Genomic DNA, 18,888 nt, shown 5'->3' on the forward strand with positions numbered 1-18,888 from the left:
CCCAGTACAAATAAAGACTGAGAAAGTAAAAACGGGAAAATACCCTATTTTCCATGATACATTACGTGCTTTTATTCCTATTCTTATACCATGAAATAAAAAGATTCAGCGTTCCTCCCCAGAAAATACCGTCAAGAACGCCACTTAGTGTGGCCGAACAGCAGATTATAATGTAATGAATGTAGCAACACTGGCTGGATACTTGACATGGCTGTCATAATAAATTTGCTCACAAAAGTAATCACAATCAGCGTCAACGGAGTTCCCACCACAGTGAATGAAGGCATAGCGTTCAGCGATGTCTGTTCGCTGGACAGGCATCATTCCTAGGTGGAATGAATCATGATGAATTTTGGGCAGCGAAACTCCTCCGTCCATACTTGCGCGAACAGCTTGAGCGTGAAGTACAGGAACTGATGGAAAGATATCTGCATCCTATATCTTTCAGACAATCGCCTCCGCTTTTATAAAGATAAACCGGCTAGGCCGGTTTTTTTCTGATGTTCAGCGCAGTATCCGCTTCGTCTTGGCTTCATTTAACCAGTCCCTGAACTCAGCAAGCAGCATGTCGTACAAAAACTCATCCGAGATGCTATCAAAGTTGTCGATCGGGAAGAAATGGGTATTGTCTATCAGGCGATCGGTAAATGAATCCAGCTTTTCCAGAATGCCGTAATTGCTGCCTCCAAGACCCACGTATTTCCAAAAAATCGGTAGCTGGGCTGATTCCCGGATGGCTTCTTTAATGAGGCGCGTTTTGTTGATTCCTCCATCAGTAATGAAAACAACAAATACCGGCTCCTGAGAATCCTTGAAGTACTGGATTATTTCTTTCATGACAGGCGGTTCATTGTTCGTTCCGCCCAGCCCGGGCAAGATCTCAAACATCCCCTTCTTGTCTGTCTTCTGAAGGTTTTCGATGTAACCATTCAGGTTCTGAAGAGTGACATCCTCATACTTACGATGCCGCTCGCCAAATCCCCACATATCCATTGAGCCATCATCGTCGAACTGCACCGCCAGCGCCGCAATGCGTTCAAGTACCTTTTGGACATTACCCTGCTTAAACTGGCGCATCATTGAACCAGATGCATCAAGAACAAACGCGACTTTGGCCGTCACGTCACTGAGGCGGTGTTTCTCAAGACTGACTTTGATTGGCTTGGCGAGATTGACAAGTTGTGGAGCCATAGTCTGAAGTTTCTTTTCAAGGCTGACAGTAGACGTCGGAGCTGGTGGCTGAGGCGGGGTCGGTGTGGTTTGCGGATCCTGCTCTACATCAACCCCAAAGTTCATCGCTAACGGTGCAAGGCCACCATTGAAGCCCTGACCCAGAGCTCTGATCTTCCACTGTCCCTGATGCCGGTAAATCTGGATGAGGATTAATGCTTTCTCCATCCGACCATTCAGCGGAACATTAAAACGGAAACCAGCGGCATCTACGGTCAGCTGCGTCAGGCCAGCAGGTTAAAAAAAGCCCTGTCTTTGACGGGGCTTAATGAAGCAGTTATTTAAACGGAAACGCCGTGCTGTGAAGCAAGCGCAGACAGGCCACCAGCAAAGCCCTGACCAACCGCTTTGAACTTCCATTCCGCGTTGTGGCGATACAGTTCGCCGAACACCATTGCGGTTTCTGTGCTCGCATCTTCGGACAGGTCGAAGCGGGCGATTTCAGCATTGCTGTCTTCGTTAACAACACGGATGAAGCTGTTGCTGACCATGCCAAAGTTCTGAGTGCGGGCTTCAGCATCGTAAATGGTTACAGAGAAGATGATTTTTTTGACGTCTTCAGGTACGCCAGTCAGGTTGATTTTAACCTGCTCGTCGTCTCCTTCGCCTTCGCCAGTACGGTTATCGCCCTGATGGACAACAGAGCCGTCCGGGCTGGTGGTATTGTTAAAAAAGACAAAGTGTTTATCACTCAATACCTTACCGTTTTCACCAACCATGAAAACTGATGCGTCCAGGTCAAATCCCGAGCCATCAGTTACACGTGCATCCCAGCCCAGGCCAACGATCACTTTGGTCATACCTGGAGCTTCTTTTGTCAGAGAAACGTTACCGCCTTTTACGAGAGATACTGCCATGGTGTTATCCTCAATTTCATTCATTATTTCATTTATTTTTTGCCCGGGAATATCTACCCCGGGAGATGGGGTACTTCAGCGTACTAGCAAAAAATTATGACGCGTTGAGGCTGAAGTGGTCAACAAAAATTGGTCAATGTATTAGCGTCTTTCCAAAATAATCTTTCTGACTCATTCGGTGTCAATGTTCGGGGGGCATTGGCATCGCCTTGGACGATTTCCCTTACCACTCATACTAATCTTCTCTGGATCAGATCGCTTAACATCAGTGTGGTATGGCTTACGTTAAGGAGGGAGGTCCATCACATCACTATATTCTGACAATTATAGAAATTCACCTGAAATCAAAGAATCATACCAAAATGATCCATTCAGAAAACTCACAACTTTATTGTTTTTATACAATAAGTTAAATCAACTCTAGCATATGGAAACTCATTCTACTTATTAAAATATACATTTGAAAAAGTAAGCTTTATAAAATAGAATGGTGTGAATAATCATCCCCAATTTTTACGGGGCATCACCATTAAGATGCTTTAAAATTGTTCTAAAAATAGACATTCAGGGATAGGCAGATGGAGATGTTTGTTCTGTTCACCCATTATTTTATGGGTTACTTTTTTGGCAAACTGTAGACATTGAAGTCAGGAGGCAGCTTTGAACCGCCATAATAAAAATAATCCCGAAAATGACGATGATAAAAAATCACTGATTGTACTGTCCGGCTCTCAACAAGAGCAGGGTATGATGATGTCGTTATCAGCTCCGGGAAAACAAATATATGACAACCCCGCGATTGCATATCTTGTCAGTCTTGGATCAAAACGTAGCCGTCAGACGATGAAATCATTTCTGAATATCGTGGCAAAAATGCTGGGATACCAAAATGTGCGGGATTGTACTTGGAGTGCACTACGTCGTCACCACGTTCAAGCTATCATGGAAATGCTTTCAGATTCGGGCAAAGCACCAGCAACAATCAATACTTATCTTTCTGCTCTGAAAGGTGTTGCATTGGAAGCATGGACAATGAAACAAATCGACACCGATAATTTCCAGCATATAAAGCAGGTGCGTTCTGTCAGAGGAAATAGATTGCCAAAAGGCAGAGCACTAGAACGTTATGAAATAAAAACCCTATTCTTTACCTGTGAAAACGATGTCAGTACAAAAGGTTTGCGCGATGCCGCCATTATTGGTGTGCTTGTAGGTTGTGGGCTTCGGCGGTCAGAAATTATTTCTTTGGATATAAAACATATTATTCGCCGTGAACAAGCATTGAGAGTCATGGGAAAAGGGAATAAAGAACGTTTATCCTATATGCCGGAAGGAACATGGGAACGTTTGAACCGTTGGGTAGAGGAAGTGCGCGGTGATCATGCTGGGCCACTTTTTACCCGAATTCGCCGCCATGATGATGTAACTGATAACCGACTTTCCGATCAGGCAATTTATCACATTCTTGAGACACGCAGAATGGAAAGTGATTTGGAAAAATTTGCTCCTCATGATCTGCGAAGAACATTTGCATCAGCCATGCTGGACAATGGTGAAGATATTGTGACCGTCAAAGACGCGATGGGCCATTCAAGTATCACTACAACCCAAAAGTATGATCGGCGTGGAGATGAACGCCTAAGAAAGGCGGCTCGAAATCTGGATTTTTGACTAGAAAAACACTCAATCCTTTGGCCAACGTTAATAATCCTTTCTTTACGAATTCAAAATATCAGCTCGAAAAGAGTATCTTTTGCCTCTGTATGATCTTACATCAGAGGCATAATATTCATTTATTCAAGGTATGTTCTTTGGTATTGCCTTTACAATATGGCGTCAGTTTACTGATGTGTCTATTATTTGTGCCATTCAAGCCTTTTCATATTGAACCTGCTATAGGGTTTATCATTCCAGCATTGTGGCTTGGTCTGGTTATTTCTGTAGCGGCTCAATTATTATTTTATCGACTTATCAAGACAGGTAATTTGGTTAATGTCACCAGCTTGTTTTATCTTGTTCCGGGTGTAACAGCAATAATGGATTATTTATTTTTAGGTAATGCGTTATCTATTTTAAGTATCATTGGAATGATTGCCATACTAGATATTATTTTTCGTAAAAAAGGAACAGAGGCTATTAAGAATCTTAAATAAATTCAAGTAACTGAATTTATCATATTTAGCATAGTTATTATGTGCTGAATTTAAAACACGAAAACCACTCCAGATAACTAGAGTTGCTAATTTTTTAAATCCGATTGACCTCAACAGGTGACCATAATCGGATTTTTTATTGGATTTTTATGATTGCCCGAAACCAATTCGGGCAATCTATTAACAGTCTTCTCTCACTGAATTCGTTACTCGTCATTCACACTGATAGGACAGGAAAATCCATCAGGTTTAATTGCCAGTAGGTCGCATTTTAGCCGATCGATAACATGTTCTGCTGTATTGCCAAGGAACGCAGCGGATAATCCAGTTCGGCCAAGAATACCTAAAACAACCACACCTGCATTTAATTTATCACAAATTTCAGGAATAATTTTTTCCGGTACGCCCTCATGAACATGTGTATATTGCTCATCAATATAGAATTTTTGTCGTAATTCTTTCATAGCAATCAAATGTTGGCCTCGTAATACCTTGTTATACACACTTGGATCAAAATCGGGAAGTTCAGTTGCAATATTTAAAGGTGCAACAGGATAAGCGCTAACAAGGTTAATCCGCGGTTCTTTTACAATTCGATTGGCAAGATCTTGCGTTTCATGCACCAATTTCAGATTTAATTCACTATGGTAAGGTTCTTCATTGGATAAATTGACTGCAACAACAGCAGAACCGTTTTCTGGCCATATTTGATCTTTTACCATCCAGACAGGGCAAGGGCATTTACGTAGCAGATGCCAGTCCAGTGGAGTAAAAATCATGGATTCCAATCGGGAGTGTTGATGTGCCATTTTCAATAATAAGTCATGGTTTCCAGTGATAACTTCTTGAATGATGGCTTCATAAGGACGATTATGCCAAACCACTTTAATCTCAATATCAATTCCTGACTCAAGATAGTAATGGGCTTGTTGTTTTATCCAAGCGACTCGTTGACCAATAACACCTTTGCGCATGGCATTTCTTTCTTTTGGAGAAAGTAGTGTGGTCATTTCATATGAAAGGTCATAGATAGGTAAAAACGCTTTGATGCGACCACCATTACGCTGCACGATATAGACTGCACGCCTTAATGCAGGCTGCTCATCCTGATTGGGATCAATTGCAACTAGGAGGTTTTGGTAGTTTGCCATATTGAGTTCCTCGCAGAGTCTGGATGCCTCTTTTACACAAAAGATAAACCAATATAGACAACTATAACAGGGTAAAAGAACGCCAGATCAGCAAAATATAGTGATCTGGCTTAAAATTTAGATAACGTTAGGACACATTAGCGGGAGTTTTACCTGCCAATTGAGTCAACTTATCCATATCTTCGACTGCGATATACTTACCTTTGACCGCCAAAATGCCATTTTTCTGGAAACGGCCAAGTAGACGACTAATTGTCTCAACAGTCAAACCGAGGTAATTGCCGATATCGCCGCGGGTCATGGTCAGGCGGAATTCACGGGGTGAAAAGCCTCGTTGTGCAAAACGGCGTGACAAATTATAGATAAACGCAGCCAGCCTTTCTTCTGCGTTCTTTTTGGATAGCAACAGGATCATTTCCTGATCACCTTTAATTTCCCCACTCATCAAACGCATCATTTGCTGACGGAGATTAGGCATTTTCCCAGAAAGGTCATCCAGTGTTTCAAATGGAATTTCACATACCATTGACGTTTCCAAAGCCTGGGCAAAACTTGGATGCTCAGTGTTAATGATGGCATCAAATCCAACTAAATCACCAGCAAGGTGAAAACCGGTAATTTGTTCGTCGCCTTCCTCAGTAATAGTATAGCTTTTGATCGTCCCAGAACGGATAGCATAGAGTGATTTCAATACATCACCAGCCTTAAACAACGTTTGACCTTTCTGGATGGGTTTCTTACGCTCGATGATATTATCAAGCTGATCAAGCTCATGTTCATTTAAGGTGAAAGGAATGCAGAGCTGGCTAATGCTACAATCCTGACAATGGATTGCGCAACCACCAGATTGAATCCGACGAATAATACGTTTTTCCGGGATCATAGGGAATGCTCATTAGAAGTGATTGATATGCGTAAATTTAACATATTTAGGTAGCTCTGATAAGAGCTAGATACACCCATTAATCACGGTATTTATCATCATCACTAGCGAAAAAAAATGAAATTTTTTTGGGATTAACGACGAACTTGCGTAAAATTTTAGCCACTCAATATAACATCTCAATCAAACTGAAATTGAATTAATAATATATGGATTTAATACGCGTCGATGATGTAGTTTGGTTACAGATAAATGGAATAGGGTTGACATGAGTGAATGGTTGTTGATTGCATTTACAATGATAGTACAAAGCTCAGTGGGACTTGTACTGATGAGCGTACTTTATATTTACTGGTTTAAGCACGAATTAAACACATGGCAACATTCAGTGACTATTCTTGTGCAAAAAATCTTACTAAGAGCATTATTAGTAAGTAGCATGCTGGCCGGGATAGGGCTAGTCGCCTCTCTGAACATTTTGGAATATCCATTTAGTGTTTATCACTCATTGCGTAATGTTATGCAGGAATGGGTAAACATAGAAACGGCCTTTGCTGCTATCTACTTTGGGTTGCTTATCTTATATACACTTTTGTTTGTGATTACAAAGCGAGCGAATGTTTATATTATGATGGTGATTGGCGTCATTGGTTTAATCAACCTCCACTATATGGCAATTATTTACGTTAATAGTGCCATGATCACATGGACAAACATTAATACCTATTTTTTGTTCTATGGTGCGGTATTTACGTTAGGGCCTGCATTGGCGTTATTGTTTATCGGCTGTCCGTTAAGAAAATACATTCGAGGAAAATTACCTACCAAATTGGTGATGGCAGCTCTACTTGTGGTTTTTATTAGTGTAACAGTGCGGTTGATTGAACATCCTGCCTATATGGAGTGGTTAGCGGAAGCCACAATAGTTAATGACAATATTATTTTCCCACATCAAGCTGAACTGAATATCAAAAGTGCTTTTGGATTGAGAATGATCTCATGGTGTTTATATATTATTGCAATGGCAATCTGGACTTATGCCTTATGGAAAGCAAGGGATATCCTGTTGATTTATAATAATTATTCTATTCTTGTTGGTGTAATCCTCATGTTCATAGCAGAATTGATTAATCAATATACATTTTTTATTGTGTGCAACGTCTGATAGATAACTCATACTACCTCAGTTGATTATCCTGTTCTTTTCGTTTCACATATCCACATAACAGAAAACGTGACGTGGTCACGTTTTCTGTTATGTGCGAGCATGTTGTACGTGAATATCATTATTTTTATAGTTTCATATAGAAATATTCCCAATTCAGTATTATGAGATATTCTTCTCATTTCTTTGTGGTAGCGCACAAATTTAAAGTTAATTATTAATTTATTATTAATATTCTAGTAACTATGTTTTATATCTATAAAAATAGATTGTTCTAACATATGTTGCAGAATGTTTTTTATGCGCAGATCGAAAAATAAACAATTTATTTTCAATCGGTTATTGTGTGCTTTTTATCATCATCACAATGATTCTGTCGTTACATAGAAAATAAAAAAATATTATTAATAAGTTTATAAATTTCACTTTACTACAAAACACAAAAGATCCTTTAAAAGGTTGCGTGATATGACTAAGCCACTTCATCCGAATTTAAATGTAGATGCGTTGTTTTTAGGTCCAAAATCAGAGAATGCTGTTTTTTTTAGAGAAATGATGGACTATGCAGTTAGCGAACATATGCACTGGCGCTCAGGTTTTCATCCCGGAGATTCAGCCTTGATCACATCAGTTGATCGTTATGAACATAACTACAGAGAAACCCTTTATCGGACAGAAGGGATCTTAAATCAGCTATCAGCAAAACTGAAAAATACTTCAATTCCTTTTTTCTCCCCCCGTTATCTTGGCCACATTAACAGTGATACCTTGATGGTTTCTAATCTTGCCTACGTCATGGCCATGATGTACAACCCGAATAACTGTAGTTATGAAGCGTCTCCCACAACTACAGAGCTAGAACTTGAATCGGGATTGGATCTCTGCCGCATGTTTGGTTATGACCCTCAGCAATCTTGGGGACACATTACTTCTGGCGGAACAGTGGCTAACTATGAAGGATTATGGGTTGCCAGGAATTTAAAAACATTATCTTTTGCAATATCTCAGCACCCTAGAGCGAAAGATTTGGTCAGTCATAAAACGCCTAAGCAATTGATGAATATGCCAACGGCTGAAGTTCTGGATTTAATCAGTGAGCTACAACAACGCGGAATATTTGAAGAAATACGCGATATGACGTGCCGAGGCACTGGAGTTAAACCGGAAACATTAGGCAAACTACTGGTTCCACAATCCAAACATTACTCCTGGATGAAAGCGGCAGATATTTTCGGTATTGGTCAGGAAAACATCATTCCATTGCCTGTTAATGAAAACTATCAAACTGACGTTACCCAAATGCGCAAAATCACCTTTGACTTAATTGAACAAGGCGAATCAATTTTAGCGATGATTGCCGTGGTGGGAACGACTGAAGTTGGAGCGATTGATCGGATTGATGAAGTTATTGCATTGAGGCAGGAGTGTGAGGAGCGTTATGGCGAGTCATTCTATATCCATGTTGATGCTGCTTATGCGGGATACGCTTGTGCCATGCTCCTTAATGAGCAAGGAGAATTTGTAGAATATGATGAGCTGGCTAGTCATCATCGTTCGATGGGAATTATGTCGGAAAACATCAGCTGGCCAAAACCCGAAGTTTATAAAAGTTTCAAGGCATTGAAAGAAGTTGATTCGATTACCGTTGACCCACATAAAGTTGGCTTTATTCAATATACTGCTGGTGCCATCTGCATGAAAGACAAACGCATTCTCGATTTGATCTCTTCCCGTGCAGCTTATGTCTTTGAAGAACACAATGATCAAACGAATTCTGCTGCCAGAAATCGGGGAATGCTTGGTTCATCTATCATGGAAGGTTCAAAAGCGGGAGCAACGGCGGCAGCGCTTTGGGCGGCTCATCGCTTATTACCTCTAAATATCAGTGGCTATGGAAAAGTGATTGCTGCTGGTATCGTCACAGCACAACGATTGTTGAATAAGCTGGCAAACTTGCCGCCAATAGAAGTAGGTAAGCACCGATTTGAAGCGCATATCATGCCATCCCCTGATTTCCATATGATCAATTTTACATTCAAAGAAATCGGTAACGAAAATCTAAACAACCATAATGCCCTCAACAAGCGGCTCTATGAACTTTGCTCATATTCAACAGGACGTGCTTATACCAACGATTTTCTCACATCATCAACGACCCTGGATTACAAAGAGTATGGTGATACACCATGGCACTATGCGGAGAAATGTGGTTTTAGTCGTAGCGAATGGGAAAAAGTTCGTCGTATCTATGTATTACGAGCGGCGGTAATGACTTACTGTTTACGTAATGAAGAACACTTTGAAGAGTTCTGGCAGCAGCTTCAAACTATTTTTGTTAAGAAATTGAATCAGCTGGTTGATGAGGAAGAGAAAAAAGCATGGCTGATATCGGGTATTGATGTACCATTTATTGGTTAATAAATGGAAGTTTGCATATTAAGCGCTTGGATGTTAATTGATTAAAATATAGATACCAATTACTAAAAGGCTTGGGGTAATTCCCAAGCCTTTTTTGTTATCTTGTTGGGCTTCACGACCAGAATAGATATATCTGTTTTCTTTAGCATTAAAGTTGATTGGCATATGGATAACTTTATAGCTGTTTTTTCAATTAGCGATAGGGATCACACCCAAAGAAACGCCCAATCCCATCAAAATAACGCCAATGACTCGATTGAGCATGGTTTGTTTTTCTAACATTGCAGCTCTGAGTTTATGGTGAGAAAAAAAGATAGCAACACCAATAAACCAGAGCAGATGCATAAGGGACATAAAAATTCCATAACCAACTTGTAAACCGATGCTGGTTGATGATGAAATAATCTGAGTAAATGTACTGACAACAAAAAGCGTTGCTTTGGGATTTAAGACATTTGTCAGAAAACCTGTTCTAAACACGGTAATTGAGGCATTTTTTGTTGAGTTAATATCAACATCAATTTCCGTTTTTGATGTAATTGTCTTGTAGCCAATGTAGATAAGATAAATCGCTCCCGCAATTTTTATGGTGAGCAATATATTGGGGGAATGTGCAATCAGAATACCAATGCCAAGAATAGTATAAGCAACATGCACCAATATACCTGATGCGATCCCAAAGGCTGCCAGTATGCCTGCCCGTCGGCCATAAAGATAACTATTACGGGTGATCATCGCAAAGTCAGCCCCTGGGCTGATGACGGCAAGAATGGTAATAATGGCTACTGCGATTAATTCTGTCATTATGTCCTCTGATCATCGTTCGTCATATTTTGATAACTTATTCTCTTGATTTTTTTGACGAAAGAATAACGATTAATTTACGCTAGAATGATTGAGAAAAAATCAACGATAAAGGATTGTAATGAAAAATCTCCCTTCACTGAATTCATTGCGAGTGTTTGAAGCCGCAGCTCGTTACCAAAGTTTAGTCAAAGCAGCTGAAGAGTTATTTGTGACACAAGGAGCCGTGAGTCGTCAGATCCGACAGTTAGAAACTGCTTTGGACGTTGTATTGTTCGAACGCAGAAACCGAGGAATTTTTTTGACCCCGGCAGGCGAAAAACTCAAACAAGCCTGCCAACAAGCATTTGGGCTTCTAACATTAACAATTGATGAACTCCAGCAGACCTCGCAAATAACGCCGTTAATTGTTTCTTGTGAACCTACAATTATGATGAAATGGCTCATTCCCAAATTGATGATATTTAAAACAAATCATCCTGATATCGAAATCCATTTAGTCTCCGGTGGTGGTCATATCGATTTTTCACGAAATTCGGTGAACTTAGCCATTCGTCGCAATGATTTTATCTGGAATAATCGTTATGTTGCTGAACGATTGGGAAGAGAGTGGATAGGGCCGATTTGTTTACCGGATGCAGAAAATCGAGTCATCACGCATCAACCACTGGCTTTATTGCATACACATACTCGCCCTGATGCGTGGAATGATTGGATGTCAGGCAACAAGCAGATTATTCAAAAGCAGCATGAACACTGGTTTGAACACTTTTATATTTTATTGGAAGCGGTGATGGCCGGGCACGGTGTCGGGATAAGTTCCATATACATGATTGAGCAAGAGCTGCGTAATAAGCGAGTAAGTGCACCTTACGGTTTCATTCCAGATGGTTCAGCGTATTACCTGATATCACCTGATGTTTTTGCAGCCAATACACCGCAGACTATCTTTCTTGAATGGCTAAAAAAAGCATTCCATGAAACTCATTCACAACTCGCTGATCTTTGTCACCATCATTTTACCGGCCTTGGCTAAGTGACGGTGTCACCAAAAGGTCTTTTAGTGTCAGTCCGATTCCCATGATTAAACAGTTCCCCAGTATTATCATTGTTACTGCAACGCTATGTTGTGTCAGCAGCATGGTAGCGATAGGGAGTAAAAATAAGATTGTCAGATTGTTCAAACTTTCTGAAACTGCCAATATTTGTCCTTTATCCTGTTTCGCTCGATTTGCCAGAATAGAAGTGCTTATCGGGGCCGCAATGCCAAGTGCACATCCAAATAACATCAGGCAACTAAGGCTAAAGAGTAAGAACAGCGGCATTAACATAAATGCGGAACTAGTCGCTAAAAGTAATACTATCGCCAGCAAAATAATCCATTCATCTCTGATATACAGACGTTTCACGATACTCACGGAGAGATTACCCAGACCAAGGCCGATGCCAAATGCCGAAACGGAGATACCAACCGCGCCCGTTCCCAAGTCATAATGTTGTCTCAGAACTTCTCCGGCCAACATAACAGTAGATACTGCCGTGCCATTCCAAAATCCCTTCGCAATAAGGGGACGCATTAAGTTTCCCTGACGTATCCATTGAAAAGTTATTGTTTGATGTTCTACTTTTCGAACACTAACCTGGGCTAAAATACGTTTTTTGCTTAAGAAAAAAAGTAAAAGACATCCTATTGCACTCACCAGAAATGGTATTTGCCAGTGAAATAACTCCGTCAAAACACCAGCCAAGACGGGGCCACCTGCAATACCCGCCGTCATACCGAGCATAACGATCCCCATTGCTGATGCTTGTTTGTGAAGTGGAAAAACTTCCGCAATTAACGAAAAAACTGTAGGAATCAAGGCTGCGGAAGCAATGCCACCAAAAATACGCAATCCGAATGCAATCTCCAAATTGGGCGCAACTGTCAGTGCCAATCCATCAAGTGAAAGAATCAGCAAGGATGCCAGCAACAATTTGCGTCGATTTATCCGATCAGACAACCAGCCGAATATAGGTGCGGCCAATGCGTAGGCGAGGGCATAACTGGATATTAGCCAAGCTGTTTTGTCTGTTGTTGTTTTAAACGCTTCAGCCAATGGCTGAAGCATAGGCGATAACATAAATTCCATCGCCCCAACGAAAAATACAGCGAGTGACAAGATAGGCAAAATAATACGTGACGACATATTCAGCTTCCTTTAATAGAAATAGGATTAATGGGTATAAGTAGTTTTAACTGGTGGAATTTTCGGCAGTAATGTTTAATATTGATGAAATGATGGTATAGAGAAAAACAAGATATTCGGGAGAGATCTAAAATGATACTAAGGTTTATCAGACATGACAATTGATCGACTCTATCAGGATAGCAAATTAGCCCAATTTTATGATTTCGATAACGAATGGACGCCAGATTATGATTACTATATTGAGCTCGCAAAAAATGCACATGCCATTTTAGATCTTGGCTGTGGTACGGGAATGCTTACCAATAAAATTGCCCTAACTTATCCCGATAAAGTGATATTTGGCAGTGATCTTGCGGGCCCTATGCTTAATATTGCCCAATCCAAACCAGCGGGGTCACGAATTACGTGGATACAATCTGATGCTAAACAGTTGGCATTACCTCAGAAGTTTGACTTAATCATTCTATCCGGCCATGCCTTTCAAGTGTTTTTAACTCATCAAGATCGGGTCGCCGTACTGAAACGTATTCATGACCACTTGGCAGAAGGGGGAAAATGTATCTTTGATAGCCGTAACCCTTTAGTAAAGGAGTGGCTGACTTGGACAGCAACAGATTCTCAACGCGAGTTTTTCCACCCGACATTAGGCCCTATATTGGCATGGAATGATTTTCGAATCGACGATGATATCGTTACTTACGGCACTTATTACCAGATTTTAAATGATAAACAGGAGCATCAGGCATGTTCAGCAATTACATTTGCCAGCGTTGATGACATTCAGCAAGCACTCATTGAAGCAAACCTAATCGCGACAGATGTATTAGGCAACTGGCAAGGGGACGCCTATCATGATCAGGCAGAAGAAATGATTTTTATTGCCAGAAAAAATGAGTGAAAAGATAAGGAAAAACGGGATAGTGGTTTTCCACTATCCCACGTCTCAATTCATTGTTTATTTTGTAAGTATTTACTTAGTAGCAGCTGCTTCAATATCAAGTACATTAATCGGGCCGGCATTCCGTACCATATCTTCGCCATATGCACAAACACGCCATGGAGCTTCAGATTTAGCCAGAATTACGGGTCTCCAGTAAAAGTTGTAATTTGTTTTATCGTCGCAATTAGTTGTCGCTTTAGGACCATATTTGATATGCACACTCGACACTTCATATGGACTGGATTCCGTAGTTATATACCACTTATCACTTCCATGATCATTCTTGTTTAAAGTGGGTTTTATTGATGGTGGAGTATTATCAATTTCCCGCAATATGACTGAAGCGTCTTTTGTATTTTGCCATTGGCCATTGTTATTCTGATTAATAACACAGAGCTTATAGATTCCATCCTTCTCAGGAACTAGCAGGTTTTCCAGCGGGTTTTGGCTGGCAGGAACTGGAACACCATATCCAGCGTCATCTGCACAATCGACCTCACTGATTAACCCTGTTTTATATCGAATATTCTTGACGTTGGCCCCTTTTTTGATAATGACATCCCATTTTGCTTTCTCACCGTCAAAAGGATTAACACTTTGAGACACCCAAGATGCCCAAGGTGTACTTTTTTCCAAAATGTTACCACTATTATTCTCAAGTTTAGACAGATCTAGCTTATTATCCTTGGTTAGTGCATTAGCGATAGTATCTACAGGAATGAAATAACTAGCACCTTCTTCTGGAACACCTTTATTGTTCTCAACAGTACAAGGCCTGTTGCCACCACAGCCAGTCATTTCTGGTGTTGTTGTTGTATTGAGTACCCCAATAACGTTTGTTTTACCTTTCTCAAAAACAGGGGAACCAGACGTTCCGCCGACGACACCAGCACAGTTAACTGAGAAAACCGGAGACCAAATCCACGGAGCGCCACCTTCATACAATAATGGTGATTTTCCGGTGATATTACACTCAGACTTTCTGAGATAAGCGTAATTGTAATCAACGCCTATTACAGGAATATGAGTCAGCACAATGGGTTGATGTTTCATATCAAGATTTTTCTTCAGCTTCAAAGGATGATAGCCTTTTTTAGCTAAATCACCATAAGTCGCATCCAATTGTAAGACCGCGATATCTTCGTTTTTCATCGTTGAATATAAAATACGGTTGATTTTTATTGGTGAAAAACTGTCTTTTTTATCAATGAAATAATCCGGGGTGTATTCCCAATTTTCAGCCGCTGGCTGATCAATGATCACGTCATTTGTGCTCACACCACTATTTACACAATGTCCTGCGGTTAGTATCAATGCTGGCGTATCTTTACTCGATATATTTTCACCAGAAATCAAGGTCGCGGTACAGTGTGATCCTCCCATGAATTTACCTACGGTTCTGAATTTTTCAGCGCCGGGATCGGTTGATTTCATTAACGGAGCACCATTATCCTTTGCTGTCGCGAAAGGTAAAGCGTTTGAACCCGCTGAAATAGATAACAAACTGATTAATATAATTTTATTATAAGCCACGATTTTCCTCCTTTGGATATATTAATGACTTAAATTCATTATTATATTTAATTATTATTCAGTGCTACCGAAGTGATTTGTATTAAAGTAGATACAAACGCCCTAAAAAGAAAAACTCACCGCCAGCCATTGCCAGTAGTGAGTTTTTGTTATTGATAAAACCCTTTCATCTTTCAAATCTTTACTGTTCAGAATCGCCAATTGGCATTCAGGAACACACCGTTATCCTTATGGCTGCTTGACAGAACACCGTTATATCCCAGTGACAGTTTAGTGTTTTCATTGATACCTAATTCCGTACCTACTTTGATTACGGCGGCATCACGCGCTGCTGAAACACTGTTGACAGTAAATGTGGCATTACTATTGCTAAAACTCAATTTGGTGCCGCGATCTACATTGCCAAACTGATGTTGCCAACCCAATTCGCCATATACGCCCACAGTAAGTTCATTTTCAGTCTGCCATTTTTGGTCGACACGTAAACCTAATGTGGAGAAGGTCGCATTTTTCGATTGCTTGTTACCGTTCAGTGCAGCGGCACCACCGCGTTCATTGATACTATCGTTGCGGAAGTTAACATAAGACAAGTTGGCGAATGGTTCCAAATTCAGCCGAGAAGTATTAATGCCGTAAGCCGCTTCAGTAAACAATTGTCCAGTTTGTGCACCATATTTGGCTTTCAAGTTGTCGGATTGACTGCCAAAGGCAACTGAACGTTTTGTATCGAAACGATGCCAACTGTAGGCGGCACCAGCACGTAACGCCAGAGCATCAATCTGCTTGCTACCGTATAGAGCCAGATGAAAATTGTCACTACGTGCTGAAGTACTATAACCCCCGTTCAGAGAAGAGCGAGTATAGCCGGTGGCTACACCGAGCCGCCAATCATTACCCAGTTCTCCATCGGCACCCAGTAGCACGCCATAATTGGACACACGATAACCATTGACTTCATTGTTACCATTAGCACGTTGCCAGTTGCCCATGACCTGCACCCAAGCACCGTTCCCATCCGCTTTGATATCCTGCCCGGTGATTCCACCATCTGCCTGACGTAAGCGGGTATTCAATGTATCGCGCAGATAGCGGCTACTATTGATTTGTGCCGCAGCGATGTCAGCATGAATTTGCCCGGAAGAAAGTTGTTGGAATGCTTGACGGGCCTGTACAGCCGTATCAGACATTAAGATACTTTCATAAACGGGGTGGCCTAGACTCAGTTTATCAACCGCATTAGCGACAGCGCGTTCGTTAACCGTCGCACCCAAACTGGCAAATGTGGTGGAATTGCGTTTTATATCCAACATCACTCGGTCAGACTGGTAACTAAGCGTCGTGCCAACGAATAAATAGTTTGGTGCTACGGCAGAAAACTGACCGTTGATACCAAGATTTGCTTGCAGGATATTGTATTGCTGACCAAGCAGGCTACGAACTTCTTGCTTCGATAGCAGGTTACTGCTGTTTTCCAACGTGACCTGTACATCACCACCTTTCAGCGTTGCTAATCCATTGCTGCGAATGCGATCACTATGACCTTGGCTATTTGGTGCAACTTCTACCAGATAACGTGAACCGGCTTGGAAGATAACATCACGATCAACGTTCAGCGTACCGCTTGAGTTTAAGTTGCCCGGTGCAATATTAGCTCCAGTGTTGGCCATGATTGAACCGACAGAACCCGCACCTCCGAGAGTGGCGCCGTTTTGCACAGTAACATCCGAGGTTATGGAACCGCTAACCTGTAACAAACCTTGTTCTACCAACGTTGGCCCTTCATAGATGCTCTTCTTACCGGCAAGTTCAAGGATACCGCTACCGGTTTTCGTCAACCCACCGTGACCACGAATGTCATTGATCCAACTGTCATAGGCACACTCAATACTATTACATACTCGTTCTACAGTGGTGCCTCGTTCAACCAAGCCGCCGATACCCGGAATATTGGCGATAAACTGGGTTTCAGTATAGGAGCCGGGAATGTAATATTTATTGGGAATATCTTTCTCAGTGATGAACATTTTTGGGCCATCAATGGCGTCTTTCAGGTTCAACATTCCCCAACCATACATGTCATCCAAGCCGAGAGGACCCAAGTCGGTTGCCGTAGTTTTGAGAACATCGGAGATTTGGCCAGCGGTCATGTACGGGAAACGTTGCATCAAGACAGCGGCGGCGCCAACCACATGGGGTGATGCCATTGATGTGCCCGTGTAGGTGTCATAGGTCGGATCGATCGTCAGTTCACCATTCTCTAAAGCATTTTCGTCAATTTCGCCATTATTTTTTTTAGAAATGAAATCACCCGTGCTACTGTAAATTTTTGTACCTGGTGCGGACAAACAATAGCTGGCAGTATATCCGCAGCTAGTTGATGAGGCATTAATCTTATTTTCTCTGGTCAGGTTGGCCACGCTAAGGTAGTTTTTCAATGCATCAGGGAAGAAATACGGCATACCCGCATGTAACCAAGTGACGTTATAGTTATTTGCATTTCCCGCAGCAAAAACAACTAATTTCCCATGACGTGCCGCACGTAATAGGCCGGCAGTTCTGATGGTATAGTCATCGAGTTCTGGAATTGGGGAACGGCTTAATCGGTCCAAATCATCTTTAATCGGTGTGGCATAATTAATGACATCTTGCAGTGTGATCTCAACGTAATCGATCGTGCCATCTTCTCTCCGTTTAGGGTTACCGTATTTATCCCTATTAAACTTAGGGCGAACACCCCAACTGTTATTGATAACGCGGGCATTACTTTGGATCATGGCTTCTGTGCGGTTATGTGTATTTTGCAAATATTTCCCAGTAATTAAACCTGCATCAAATGCCACGCCGTGCATTTCTTTGCCATCTCGGTTTGCCGCAATAGTTCCTGCAACATGGTTACCATGGGCGCCGAAACTGATAACTCCAGTGTAGGGATTTTCATCGTAATTCCAAATGTCGTCTGGGCTCAGGATTTTCAGTTTGTTTGCAAACTCAGGATGGTTGGTAACAGCTTCGTCCAGAACACCAACATTAATGCCTTTCCCCGTGTAACCGCGGGCATAAGCATAGTGAGCACCAATAGCGGCCAATCCCCATTGATGATTAAATTCCTCTGATAGCCAACTATCAGGTGAATTTTTTTTACCCTGTTCCTGATATTCTGTAGCAGCCATTGACGCATTAACAGGTAATAGTCCAAAAAATAATGTCATCCACAAAAAGATCGGTCGTGCCGAATTGTTTTTTTTCATAAGAATATATCCATTTTTCATAAAGTGGCGGCTTTCAATTCGCTATCTGGTACATCGCTCCTTGAAAGGTCCTTATTAATAAAACCGATGATATAAATTGTAATAAGCAGGCAGTGGCGATCTCATCCCATATTCTTCGACTTCGTATAGGACAATTTCAACCATAATATTTTCTGCCAGCAAGGTGCTATAGCATAATAATTAAACCCAAAATGCAATAATGGATGTTAACTTTTTTATAACTCTTTTGTAACAAAAATAAAAAGGATCCGCATAGCAGGTTGATTTGTTATAGCCCAATAAATTTAGGGGGG

13 protein-coding genes and 2 pseudogenes are annotated in these 18,888 nt (G+C 41.2%); 6 read left to right on the forward strand and 9 right to left on the reverse strand.

The genetic code is table 11. From position 1 onward, the window contains the following. Positions 1 to 165: 165 nt before the first annotated feature. From H8A87_RS00825 to H8A87_RS00835, 3 genes and pseudogenes are all read right to left on the reverse strand, one after another. Complete coding sequence (locus H8A87_RS00825; RefSeq protein WP_198688141.1) at positions 166 to 378, reverse strand: hypothetical protein; 213 nt, start codon at positions 376 to 378, stop codon at positions 166 to 168. A 126-nt stretch (positions 379 to 504) separates the two neighbouring features. Next, positions 505 to 1,464: pseudogene (locus tag H8A87_RS00830) on the reverse strand (vWA domain-containing protein); the annotation flags it as partial. A gap of 47 nt (positions 1,465 to 1,511) precedes the next feature. Then, the gene (locus H8A87_RS00835; protein WP_198688143.1) at positions 1,512 to 2,087 is read right to left on the reverse strand and encodes a TerD family protein; all 576 of its coding nucleotides are present in this window, start codon (positions 2,085 to 2,087) and stop codon (positions 1,512 to 1,514) included. A gap of 753 nt (positions 2,088 to 2,840) precedes the next feature. On the opposite strand from H8A87_RS00835, the gene H8A87_RS00840 reads away from it, so the two are divergent. Next, positions 2,841 to 3,758, forward strand: coding sequence for a tyrosine-type recombinase/integrase (locus H8A87_RS00840; RefSeq protein ID WP_408646853.1), 918 nt, complete (start codon positions 2,841 to 2,843; stop codon positions 3,756 to 3,758). A 143-nt stretch (positions 3,759 to 3,901) separates the two neighbouring features. After that, positions 3,902 to 4,240: pseudogene (locus H8A87_RS00845) on the forward strand (EamA family transporter); the annotation flags it as partial. A gap of 206 nt (positions 4,241 to 4,446) precedes the next feature. Here the strand turns inward: H8A87_RS00845 and uspE are convergent. Beyond that, positions 4,447 to 5,391: a universal stress protein UspE gene (gene uspE / locus H8A87_RS00850; RefSeq protein ID WP_198688145.1), complete on the reverse strand. Its 945-nt coding sequence runs from the start codon at positions 5,389 to 5,391 to the stop codon at positions 4,447 to 4,449. Positions 5,392 to 5,518: 127 nt separating this feature from the next. Next, on the reverse strand, positions 5,519 to 6,274 hold the full coding sequence (locus tag H8A87_RS00855; RefSeq protein WP_198688146.1) for an FNR family transcription factor: 756 nt from the start codon (positions 6,272 to 6,274) through the stop codon (positions 5,519 to 5,521). A gap of 268 nt (positions 6,275 to 6,542) precedes the next feature. Between H8A87_RS00855 and H8A87_RS00860 the strand changes: the two genes are divergently transcribed. Together H8A87_RS00860 and H8A87_RS00865 are read left to right on the forward strand one after the other, a co-directional pair. Next, the gene (locus H8A87_RS00860) at positions 6,543 to 7,439 is read left to right on the forward strand and encodes a dimethyl sulfoxide reductase anchor subunit family protein (RefSeq protein WP_198688147.1); all 897 of its coding nucleotides are present in this window, start codon (positions 6,543 to 6,545) and stop codon (positions 7,437 to 7,439) included. A 468-nt stretch (positions 7,440 to 7,907) separates the two neighbouring features. Beyond that, positions 7,908 to 9,857 carry a pyridoxal phosphate-dependent decarboxylase family protein gene (locus tag H8A87_RS00865; RefSeq protein ID WP_198688148.1) on the forward strand — a complete coding sequence of 650 codons (1,950 nt, stop codon included), beginning with the start codon at positions 7,908 to 7,910 and terminating at the stop codon, positions 9,855 to 9,857. Between the two features lie 189 nt (positions 9,858 to 10,046). Here the strand turns inward: H8A87_RS00865 and H8A87_RS00870 are convergent, their stop codons facing one another. Further along, positions 10,047 to 10,661, reverse strand: coding sequence for a LysE family translocator (locus H8A87_RS00870; protein WP_198688149.1), 615 nt, complete (start codon positions 10,659 to 10,661; stop codon positions 10,047 to 10,049). A gap of 121 nt (positions 10,662 to 10,782) precedes the next feature. On the opposite strand from H8A87_RS00870, the gene H8A87_RS00875 reads away from it, so the two are divergent. Then, a complete protein-coding gene (locus H8A87_RS00875) occupies positions 10,783 to 11,697 on the forward strand; it encodes a LysR family transcriptional regulator (protein ID WP_198688150.1) in 915 nt (304 codons plus the stop codon). Here H8A87_RS00875 and H8A87_RS00880 read toward each other — a convergent pair. After that, on the reverse strand, positions 11,681 to 12,850 hold the full coding sequence (locus H8A87_RS00880) for an MFS transporter (protein ID WP_198688151.1): 1,170 nt from the start codon (positions 12,848 to 12,850) through the stop codon (positions 11,681 to 11,683). The genes H8A87_RS00875 and H8A87_RS00880 overlap by 17 nt on opposite strands. A 154-nt stretch (positions 12,851 to 13,004) precedes the next feature. Here H8A87_RS00880 and H8A87_RS00885 point away from each other — a divergent pair, with 154 nt between their 5' ends. After that, on the forward strand, positions 13,005 to 13,751 hold the full coding sequence (locus tag H8A87_RS00885) for a class I SAM-dependent methyltransferase (protein ID WP_198688152.1): 747 nt from the start codon (positions 13,005 to 13,007) through the stop codon (positions 13,749 to 13,751). Positions 13,752 to 13,823: 72 nt separating this feature from the next. On the opposite strand, the gene H8A87_RS00890 is transcribed toward H8A87_RS00885, so the two are convergent. Then, a complete protein-coding gene (locus H8A87_RS00890; protein WP_198688153.1) occupies positions 13,824 to 15,326 on the reverse strand; it encodes a trypsin-like serine peptidase in 1,503 nt (500 codons plus the stop codon). A 188-nt stretch (positions 15,327 to 15,514) separates the two neighbouring features. Beyond that, positions 15,515 to 18,574 (reverse strand): autotransporter serine protease, encoded by a 3,060-nt coding sequence (locus H8A87_RS00895; RefSeq protein WP_198688154.1) that lies wholly within the window; start codon positions 18,572 to 18,574, stop codon positions 15,515 to 15,517. Positions 18,575 to 18,888 lie beyond the last annotated feature (314 nt).

Source organism: Xenorhabdus lircayensis (genome assembly GCF_016306625.1).
Lineage (GTDB): Bacteria > Pseudomonadota > Gammaproteobacteria > Enterobacterales > Enterobacteriaceae > Xenorhabdus > Xenorhabdus lircayensis.